We start from the raw sequence: 1,493 nt of genomic DNA, 5'->3' as shown, positions 1-1,493 counted from the left end.
TGAGGCTTGCCCGCGAAAACGGCAGCCGTACCGCGCTCGACATCGACTACCGCCCCAACCTCTGGGGCCTGTCAGGGCACGGCGACGGCGAGAACCGCTTCATTGCCTCCGACAAGGTGACAGCCAAGCTGCAATCGAGCCTGCATCTGTTCGACCTGATCGTGGGTACGGAAGAAGAATTCCACATTGCCGGTGGAACCACGGACACGGTCGAGGCACTGCGCAACGTGCGCAAGGTGTCGGGTGCGACGCTTGTCTGCAAGCGCGGGCCGATGGGGGCAACCGCCTTCGAAGGCGCGATCCCCGACAGCCTCGACGAGGGCATTTCCGGCCCTGGCTTCCCGATTGAGGTCTTCAACGTTCTGGGGGCCGGCGACGGCTTCATGTCCGGTCTGCTGAAAGGCTGGATCACCGGCGAGAACTGGGTCACGGCCCTGACTTATGCCAACGCATGCGGCGCGTTTGCCGTTTCCCGGCACGGCTGCACGCCGGCCTATCCGAGCTGGGAAGAGTTGCAGTTCTTCCTGAAACGGGGTGTGAAGGACAAGGCCCTGCGCAAGGACCCGGAACTGGAACAGATCCACTGGTCCACAAACCGGCATCGGCTGCACGGCGGCAACTGGTCGACCATGCGTGTCTTTGCCTTCGACCACCGTATTCAGCTCGAACAGATGGCCGATACGGCCAACGCCGGTCACGAGCGGATCGGATCGTTCAAGAAACTCTGCCTCGACGCGGCCCTTTCGGTCGCGGACGGCCAGCCGGGCTATGGCATTCTGTGCGACAGCCGACACGGCCGCGAGGCGCTTTATCGGGCCGCCGGAACCGGGCTTTGGATCGGTCATCCGGTGGAGTGGCCTACCTCCCGGCCACTGACACTGGAACCGGAAATCGGTCCGGATTTCGGCGGCCTGGCCGAATGGCCGACGGAGCATGTGGTCAAGGTGCTGTGCTTCTATCATCCGCATGACACCGACGCGATGAAGGCCGAGCAGGAGGACGTCCTGAAACGGCTGTTTGCCGCCTGCCGCCGCAATCGGCTTGAAATGCTTCTGGAGATCATCCCCTCCAAGGTTGGTCCGGTTGATGCCGACACCACGGCAGATATCATCCGCCGTTTCTACGAGATCGGCATCTATCCGGACTGGTGGAAGCTGGAACCCATGACCTCGGCAGAAGCATGGGCGAAGGCTTGCGACGCGATTTCCGAAAACGACCCTCACACCCGCGGCATCGTGGTGCTCGGCCTCGATGCCCCGGAAGAGGAACTCGCCGCGAGTTTTGCCGAAGCGGCCCGCTTCCCGCTGGTCAAGGGCTTTGCGGTCGGCCGCACGATTTTTGCCGAAGCAGCCCGCAAATGGCTGGCAGGTGAATTGACAGACGAAGCTGCCGTCGCCGACATGGTGAGCCGCTTCGCCCGCCTGTGCAGCATCTGGGACACGGCGCGCGCAGAAGCCGGAACCGAGGCACACGTCAACGAACTCCAGGGAATT

At 63.1% G+C, this 1,493-nt stretch carries 1 protein-coding gene; it reads left to right on the top strand.

Going from position 1 to position 1,493, the window contains the following annotated elements:
• On the top strand, positions 1–1,493 hold a 1,493-nt coding region (locus Q666_RS59265; protein WP_023014612.1), incomplete at both ends, for a PfkB family carbohydrate kinase.

Origin of the sequence: Labrenzia sp. C1B70, assembly GCF_000475395.1 — a bacterium.
In the GTDB taxonomy this organism is placed as follows: domain Bacteria; phylum Pseudomonadota; class Alphaproteobacteria; order Rhizobiales; family Stappiaceae; genus Roseibium; species Roseibium algicola.
The sequence above is the reverse complement of the archived record's forward strand: the minus strand, read 5'-3'. Positions and strand labels throughout refer to the sequence as shown.